Here is an 8,066-nt window from a genome sequence, read left to right as displayed (position 1 = left end):
GCAGACACGACGCGAAGCCGCTACGCGGCTTCCTGCGAGCGCTCCGCGCTCGCCCTCCCGGCGGCTCCGCCGCCGGACCGGACAACTCCGTTGCCCGGAATCCCGGATCACTCCGTGATCCGGGTGACGGAGGCAGCTTCGCAGCCTCCTTAAGCAGCAACGGTGTGAGGGCACACGGGGGTTGACGAGACGTCAAATATTTTCCTGACGGTCCATCAGAAGGTGAGGTGTGCGGAGCCTTCTGATCCCGCAGACTGTCACCCCCGCCGGCTGTTACCCGGATCGCGGAGCGATCCGGGTAACAGCCGAACCACCTCCAACCAGACCTGAAACACAGGAGACTGACGGACCATCAGATGATCTTTACAGGGAGTCTAAGTCCTGCAAAGCCTGACCAAACCGCCTTCGGCCTGAAGCCCACGGCTCACCGGCCACCACCGCCGGCCGATAGCCGCTAAGCCGACCCGGCGTGCAGGCGAGGCGCTACCGCGCCCGGCAACGCAGGACCACTGGAAGCCGACGGAAACCCGCCAGCCGGCGTCGGCCACCCGTTTTTCCGGGCCGCCCGCTCGCTTCTCCCCCGTGCTGGAGCGGCCCGGGTCAAGGGTGGCCCGCAGGGCCATCGGCGCAGCCGACGCGAAGCGCCCTTGAGGCGGACCGCGGAAGCACGACACTGACAAAGAAGCGGGCGGCCCCACAGCAACCAGAAAACTCCGGTGAACACATCCGACGTGGAAGAGGCCAATATCAAGAGCGAGGCCTTGGATTTTTGAGGTATGAACACCGAAAACACCCAGAGCAGGAACTGCACTCCCGCCTTTAGAGAAAGGGGTTGGTATGGTTCACAAAAAGAGAGGGCTGCATAGGTGTAACTAGCGACGATGAGTACGGACTGCATCCGTGTATGTGTCGCGTGTCAAGTCCTCTGATCCAATACCAAGTTCGGACAGTACCGTACGGATGTCGTCTAGAGCTGCCTGAACCTCGTCGCCCTCCACAAGACTCTCGACTTCGAGGAATTGGCCGTTGAGCTCGGGAACACGTACAAAGGGGTACAGGTCGCGTACAGCGAGGGCCAGGCCTGCTTCCTATGGGCCTACACCTAATACAAATAGAGAGAGGACATAACCCCAGGTCAGAGGCCATGGCGTATAACGCTCAGGGCTATTCAAGTGTCAGATCGGGACGCAAGCCCAACGTCAAGAGCGATATGGGGCGGGCAAGGCGTGCAGTCGACACAAGCACTGGCGAGTTCATCCAGCGAGAACTGCAAGGACGACAAGCCGTACGCCTGGAGCGGCGGCAGCCGACACGTGAACGTCAGCAAGACCTGGCGTCGGTCGTATGGGTGAAGAACAGCGGGTACACGAAGCGGGTACACGAAGAACGACAAACTGGTCTACGGTTACTACCTCTTCAACTCCCCGCCGCGCGATGAGCCGTTGCGAGAGAGCTTCCGACAGATCGGCCTCGCCTTAGAGCTACGCCCGAACGCCGTAAGCAACTCCGTGTGCAACCTCCACCGGGGAGCGTTCCTCCAAGAGGCAGAGAGCGTAGGCAAGGTGACGTCCTACAAGCTGAACGGCCGGGCTGCCTACGACGGCTCCGCAAACCAGCAACACAGAGCCATCGAGCACAAGGTTGAGCCCGCCAGGTCAGCGCACGTCGATGAAGCGGTGCTCCTCCGGCCAGGCCTGCGCTGCTGCTGGAGGTGGCGCACATCCCGGACGACATCAAGAAGCCTCACGACCTCGTCCTCGTCTTCTCCGCTTGGCCCCAGTTCACCGGGCACGTGGCGGAGAGGGCAACGGCAGTGGGCCCCGGATCTTCCGCCGGGACCCACTGCCGCAGGCCTCTTTCTCGGCTCTTCTATGTTCTGGTTCTCGACCTTGAGTTCCAGTCCCGTCAGTCCCGTAATGGCTGTCGGTTTGCCTCTGAACTGCGGTTTCGCGGGCGGGGCTGAACGGTTTCCTCTGTATCGCGGCAGCCTTATCCGGTCGGTTGGCGCTCCAGCGCGTACCCGCCAGAGGGGGTCAGGACCTGGCCGGCGCTATCTCCGTTGCATGGCCGGTCTGTGAGCGCGGTGTCTTGGCGCCGACTTTGCCGGGCTCGATGGTGCGGGGGTCTACGGCCTCGCCCGGGGCGCCTACCTGGTAGTCGCCGTTGGGGTCGCTGTCGCGGTCGTGAGGGAGGAGGAAGAAGGTTCGTCGGCGGAACAGGCCGGAGTCGGGGTCGCGTTCGGCGCCTGTGGCGAGGGTGGTGTAGCCGACGAGGCGGCCGTCGCGGGAGTAGCGGGGCTTGCCTGTCCGGGTGCTGACCTTGTCCAGGGCCTGGCGGACGTAGTCGATGGTGTCCAGGTCCTCCAGCCACACCACTTCGGCTTCACCGGTGAGCTGGCCGTCTTCCAGCATCGAGCTCATGGCTGTAGACCCTCCTCGTTCTCGTCGTCCAGCCTGTTACTCCCGCGGGCGCTCGGGCATCTGGTGCCTGGCCGCAGCGTGCCCGCGCGGGCTGGTGCGCGCCCTTCATCGTACGGCCACGCAAACGGCCGCCCCGGGGTGTGAGGGATCGTCACCGCTGGCCCCGTGTGTGGGGCGCGTCGTGGCTGGAGGCCGTCTCGTCGGCGGCATCAGCGAGCAGAGCCAGGCCGGGGTACATTTTTCGATCGTTGTTCTTGATCATCTCTGCGGGTGAGGCGAGACCGAGTTCCTGGCGGATCCGGCTGGCGAAGGCGCGGGAGGTCGCCGATTGGATGCCTTCGTCCGCGCACCATCGGGTGTACGTCACGTACAGGAGTTTCTGCTCGACTCGTAGGCGCGGGTCGGGGCGTCCGGCCTCGCCCGTGGTGCACCGCTCGGTCAGGAAGCGGCCGATGTGGTCCTCGGTCCGCTCGTACGCCGCGGTCGCCAGGCGTACCGAAGCCGGGCCGTCCAAGGGGTCGCGGGTGGTGAGGTAGAGGCGGGCGCCGTCGATGAGCCATTGCAGGATGCCGGGGCCCTCGTCTCGGACGAGCTCGGCCGCCAGGTTGTCGATCTTCCGGTGATTGGGGACCTTCCGTTCGAACGGAATGAGCCGCATACGCCGCCAGAAGGCGTGTCCGCCGGTACCGACCTCGGGCTTGTGGTTGCCCAGCAGCCACAGCTTGTGCGTGGGGGTGAAGGTGAAGAAGTCCTGCCGCATCCGGCGGGCCGTGATGGCGTCCCCGCCTGTCAGCAGCTTGACGCGGGCCTCGTTGAACTTATCGTTCGGCTTCAGCTCGCTGCACACCACGATGCGCCGGCCGTGCAGTTCGGTCAGCTCGGTGGAGTGCTCGGCGAACTTCCCCTGATCCATCAGGAAGCCGGGTGGAGCTGCGTTGGCGTACTCCCCGAGGATCTGCATCATCGCGTCCAGGAGGACAGATTTGCCGTTCGCGCCGGAGCCCCAGAGGAAAGGCAGTACCTGCGCGCCGACGTCTCCGGTGACGGAGTAGCCCAGCAGCAGGTGCAGGAAGCTGATCGTCTCCCGGCCCTTGTCGTCGTCGCCGAAGGTGTCGGTGAGGAAGCGATCCCAGCGGGGGGTGGCCATCATCTGGGGCGCGACAGTGGTCGCCCGGGAGTGCATGTCGGTGAGCGGGTCAGGTTTGCGCAGCTCCCCCGTCTTCAGATCGACCACTCCGGCCGGGGTGCACAGGGCGTAGACGTCGCCGTCCAGCACATCGGGGTCCAAGCTCAGCCCTGGGGCCGCCTGGGCCTGCTGGAGCAGCGCCTTCACGCCGGCCGTGGACTGTGTCCTTCGGCGATGAGCCTGCAACTGCCCATCGCTGAAAAGGCCGCGCGGGTCGGTCCGCGGGATCTGCTCAGCCAGGTCGCCTGCCGCCCAGATCGCCGCCTTCTCACCGCCGACTCGCTTCCATCGGTACTCGTCCCAGGTGAACCAGCCCAGCCCCTCCACGTGGCGGAAGCGGTCCGCGAAGGTCCGCGCGAACAGCTTGGCCATCGCACGGTCGGTCAGTTCGTCAGGGAACAGTCCCATCCGTCCCGCCTCTGGCGGGGGCGGAGCGTCGTCGGACTGTTGTGCCGGAAGCATCAAGTGACTGTCCGGCAGGTGCAGACGCATCTGCTCTGCGGCCGCCACTGCGTCAAAGCCCACCGGCTCAGCGCTGTTCATGACCTCCCCCGGAGGAAAAGCGGGTTCCCGAAGGGGCTGGCCGTGGGGCAGGTCGACCGATCGCTGTCTGCACACCGGCTGGCCGCAGCAGGGGAACTCTGGGCCTCCGCGGGGACGGTAGGCGCGGTCGCTGGCACGGGACGTCCTTGCTCGGGGATGGTTTTGAGTCCTGTCCTCAAAAGTGCTGGTCACAAGCGAACCCGAGGACGAACGGGACTGACGGGACTGAGGAATGCAGATGCGGCCCCGAGCGTAGCGCACACCTGCCCCGGGGGGAGGGGGCTCAGGCGCGTGTCGAAAGTTCGGTCCCGTGAGTCCCGTCAGCAGGGGCAGCCCTGCTTCAGGGGGTTGCAGACTGCGGGACTCACGGGGGCGGGGCCGGAACGGTTTTGGTCCCGTATTCAGTCCCCTGACAAAACACCAGGTCAGAGGACTTTCGCGTTGCAGCACGGGACTGACGGGACTGAGACCTGCAGTTATGAGCTACATATGCAGTAGTGCATGCGCGGGCGCATACACACACGCCTGATCGGCATAACTACCGAGGTGGGTCCCGTCAGTCCCGTACCAATGCCAGCAAGCGTCTCTGACCTGCATTTTTTCAAGGACGGGACTGAACGGGACCGAAGGACGGACGGCTTACTCAGTCCCGAAGACCAGCCCCGCCCCCTGTCGGGCTACGGCTCGTAGACGAAAACCTCCCCTGCGCTCGCCTGCACACCGACCTTGCGAAAGCAGCCGCGAACAACCGTTTTTGTGGGGGAAGATCGGTCATCATCCCTGATGATGGAATCGCCCCCGAGTAGCTGATCAAGCAGGCTGGAAGGGACGCACCATTGGTGGAGGCCGACAGGCAGCTCTCCGAGCGCGTTGCGGGACGTGTCTGGACGGTACGCCTGGATCCCTACGGTCGGCCTTCCGTCGGCGCAGTGCGCCTTTCCTGCTCTCGCCTGGCCTGTGCTGACCAGCACTGCCCTGAGGGTGCCGCAGGACGTAAGGCCGCAGTCGCCCACATGAACGCGCATCTGACGCCGATCCGTTCAGGCGGCGGCCCGCGTGGCGAGGCCTGGTGTGCCTGCCGGGCCATTTCCTGTGCATGGCACACTCCCGCCCCGGAATCCGGTGTTGGACGGCGGGGCGTTTCACAGTCGGCGGGGCCGGGCGATGTGGGGGCGCGGTGGTGCTGAGCGTCCATGCGGCCCGTGCCGGCCGTTTGTGGCGGATTGCTGAGACGTGTGAGCGCTGCGTGGCCGCCACAAGTGATGTCGGGTCCGGGACGTCGGCCTCCCAACGGCTCACACCCCTCAGACTGGGACGGCTTCAGCGGCAAGGGAGCCGAACAAGGAACACGTACGTAGCTCTGCGGAGGGCGCGGTGACGGCGGTGTTCTCCGACCGCGGCCCCGGGCCTGCGCCCTCGGTCGTCCCGGCGATGGTGTCCCTCATGCCCGCGCCGTCGCCCCGGGCAGGGCGTCCCGGCGGGTGCCGCGCGCGGGTGCCGCGCTGGGGAAAGATCGCTCAGCGGATCGTGCCGCACGACCTGGAGCCCGACGTCCTCAGAATCGAACTCATCGAACTCGGGGATGCGTTCCGCGCCTACCAGAAGCGCTCCGAACCTGACCTCGTCGTCCTGGCCGAGCTCCACGAACGCAAAGCCCGCGCGTTCTCGGCGTGGGCCGCCGTGAGCGGCGACGGTGCCCTGCGCGACGAGGCCCGGCGGGCCAGGAAGGCCGCAGAGACCTCGCGAGATGCATGAGAACCGTGGTGGTCAGCCCGCGGGGACTCTGGCTGGCACCGGAGGGCCGGTGGTGGAGCGGCTGCTGACGAGGCAACAGGCCGCACGCGCCCGCTCCGTACTCGACCACGTCGCCGCGCACGCACTGTCCCCGCAGGCCGAGGTGCGCCTCGCGGTGCTCATGCTCGCTCTGCGGGCCGCGCGCGCCGGCACCGGGAACGTCGTCGGCCAAGAGATCACCAGCTGGCTCCAAGGCGATGCCGAGCGAGTGCTTCAGCAACTGGTCGCCGCCGACTGGCTGCGCCTGCCCGGAACCGTGGCCGAGGCCATGGCCTCGATGCCCGAGCACCCCACCACGTTCAGCGTCCCCACGCTGCTCGGCGAGCAGCCCCGCCCGTTAGCCTTCGGCAAGACCACCCGCGCACGGCTCTCCGGCTGGGCCCAGAAGGTCGTGGGCGACCGGAAGATCCGTAAGAAGAAGCTGGACTCCCCCGCACGGCTCCTGGCCCTGTACACCGCTGCCCACATCCGCTTCGACGGACGTCTCGGACGCCCCGAGGACGGAGGCCTCCACCTCGACGAGGCCGCCGCGTTCTGCACCCTGCCTGCCGAACACGTCGCCGCGCACGCCGACCTGCTGGTCGCGGCCGACTGGCTCGCCGAAATCGATACCGCTGGTGGACGGCTGCGCGGACGGCTCTCCGAGCGCGTCCTACCGCTGGGTGGGCTGCTTTAACGTGCCCGTGCCACGTGCAACTGTGCCGTCTTCTTTGAAGATGCGATACCGACATGTACGGATCGTTCATGGGGAACGACTCCTCGATCGGACTGATGCAGATCCCGGCGATGGATGGAGCCCGACCAGACGGCGTTGAGTGTCGCTGTCGGCTCGCCTGTCGGCGGCATCGGAGCTGACTCCTACGGAGGCCAGTGGCACGCACAGGGGTGTGTGGCCTGAGCCGTCGTAAGGGTGGGGTGCGAGTCGTCGCCCCCGGCCCCTCCAACCATTGACGGAGTGCGGTCACCACTCTAACCTCCATCCTCATATGTAGATGAGGTCTATATACATGGAGTGGGTTCATGTCATTGAACGGAACGGCTCAGGACGTTGCTCAGCGCTTGCGGGACGGGATGGCGGCCGGGGTGCTGTCCTTTCCGCTGACCAGCTTCGCGGCGGACGGCAGTCTTGACTTGGACGCCTACCGGGCTTATTTGGCCGGGCAGTTGGCCACCGCGCCCGGCGCGGTCTTCCCCGCCTGCGGTACGGGTGAGTTCAGCGCGTTGGACGAGGATGAGTACCGGCAGGTCGTCACCGCGGCGGTGGAGGTGGCGGACGGGCGTATACCTGTCGTCGCCGGGGTCGGGTATGGGTGGGCGCAGGCTGTGCGCTTTGCCCGGATCGCTGAGGAGGCGGGCGCGGATGCGGCGCTGGTACTCCCCCACTACCTGGTCAACGGTCCGCAGGAGGGTCTCGTCGAGCAGGTGCGCCGGATCGCTGCGGGTACCGGTATCCCGCTGATCGTCTACCAGCGTGACCAAGTCGCCTTCACGGCTGATTCGTTGAGGCGTATCGCGGAGATCCCGGGCGTCGTCGGTCTGAAGGACGGGCACAGTGACCTGGACCGGCTTCAGCGCCTGACGCTTGCCGCGCCCGAGGGTTTCCTCTTCTTCAACGGGGCCGCGACCGCCGAGGTCCAGGCCCGTGCGTATGCCACGGTCGGTGTGCCCGCGTACTCGTCGGCCGTGCATGCCTTCGCCCCGGAGATCGCCGACGCTTTCTTCCGCGCGTTGCGGGACGGCGACGGCAAGACGGTCGACCTGCTGCTGCGCGCGTTCTACGTACCGCTCGTCGAACTCCGCGACCGCGTCCCCGGGTACGCCGTGTCGCTCGTCAAAGCCGCGGCACGCCTGCGCGGGCGACCCGTGGGACCCGTCCGCGCCCCGCTCACCGACCCGTCGGACCGCGACCTCGCCGAGCTGGAGAAGCTCCTGGAGGCGGGCCTGGCGCTGGTCGGTGCCGCCCGCTGAAGCACCCCGGACGACGCCCCGCGCGTCGCTAAGCCTCACACCGGCCGCGTGTGGTGCCCAGCCGTCTCGCCCCGTCCCACCCACGACAGACGGCCGCCGCTCGCCAAGCGGGTGGGGCGGTCGTCATCTGCGCACAGTTCAGCACAGTTCAAAGG

5 protein-coding genes are annotated in these 8,066 nt (G+C 66.7%); 3 read left to right on the top strand and 2 right to left on the bottom strand.

Features of this window, described 5'->3' with window-relative positions:
• Nucleotides 1-2,033 precede the first annotated feature (2,033 nt).
• Both OG866_RS45145 and OG866_RS45140 read right to left on the bottom strand, forming a co-directional pair.
• Nucleotides 2,034-2,420 carry a DUF6009 family protein gene (locus OG866_RS45145; RefSeq protein ID WP_329344846.1) on the bottom strand — a complete coding sequence of 129 codons (387 nt, stop codon included), beginning with the start codon at nt 2,418-2,420 and terminating at the stop codon, nt 2,034-2,036.
• 151 nt (nt 2,421-2,571) lie between these two features.
• Nucleotides 2,572-4,149, bottom strand: coding sequence for a DNA primase family protein (locus OG866_RS45140; RefSeq protein ID WP_329344844.1), 1,578 nt, complete (start codon nt 4,147-4,149; stop codon nt 2,572-2,574).
• Nucleotides 4,150-5,592: 1,443 nt separating this feature from the next.
• Here OG866_RS45140 and OG866_RS45135 point away from each other — a divergent pair.
• The 3 genes from OG866_RS45135 (at nt 5,593) to OG866_RS45125 (ending at nt 7,911) form a co-directional block, all read left to right on the top strand.
• Nucleotides 5,593-5,904: a hypothetical protein gene (locus OG866_RS45135; RefSeq protein ID WP_329344842.1), complete on the top strand. Its 312-nt coding sequence runs from the start codon at nt 5,593-5,595 to the stop codon at nt 5,902-5,904.
• The gene (locus tag OG866_RS45130; protein WP_329344840.1) at nt 5,897-6,619 is read left to right on the top strand and encodes a hypothetical protein; all 723 of its coding nucleotides are present in this window, start codon (nt 5,897-5,899) and stop codon (nt 6,617-6,619) included. Before OG866_RS45135 ends, OG866_RS45130 begins: the two co-directional genes overlap by 8 nt.
• A gap of 344 nt (nt 6,620-6,963) precedes the next feature.
• Complete coding sequence (locus tag OG866_RS45125) at nt 6,964-7,911, top strand: 5-dehydro-4-deoxyglucarate dehydratase (RefSeq protein ID WP_329344839.1); 948 nt, start codon at nt 6,964-6,966, stop codon at nt 7,909-7,911.
• Nucleotides 7,912-8,066 lie beyond the last annotated feature (155 nt).

The sequence above is a fragment of the Streptomyces sp. NBC_00663 genome (assembly GCF_036226885.1).
In the GTDB taxonomy this organism is placed as follows: domain Bacteria; phylum Actinomycetota; class Actinomycetes; order Streptomycetales; family Streptomycetaceae; genus Streptomyces.
Note: the sequence above shows the minus strand (reverse complement) of the source record. Positions and strands in the feature narration are given on the sequence as shown.

Coding starts and splice junctions, on each gene's coding strand:
- OG866_RS45130 (WP_329344840.1), top strand. CDS start 5,897: ATGCATGAGAACCGTGGTGGTCAGCCCGCGGGGACTCTGGCTGGCACC.
- OG866_RS45145 (WP_329344846.1), bottom strand. CDS start 2,420: ATGAGCTCGATGCTGGAAGACGGCCAGCTCACCGGTGAAGCCGAAGTG.
- OG866_RS45125 (WP_329344839.1), top strand. CDS start 6,964: ATGTCATTGAACGGAACGGCTCAGGACGTTGCTCAGCGCTTGCGGGAC.
- OG866_RS45140 (WP_329344844.1), bottom strand. CDS start 4,149: ATGAACAGCGCTGAGCCGGTGGGCTTTGACGCAGTGGCGGCCGCAGAG.
- OG866_RS45135 (WP_329344842.1), top strand. CDS start 5,593: ATGCCCGCGCCGTCGCCCCGGGCAGGGCGTCCCGGCGGGTGCCGCGCG.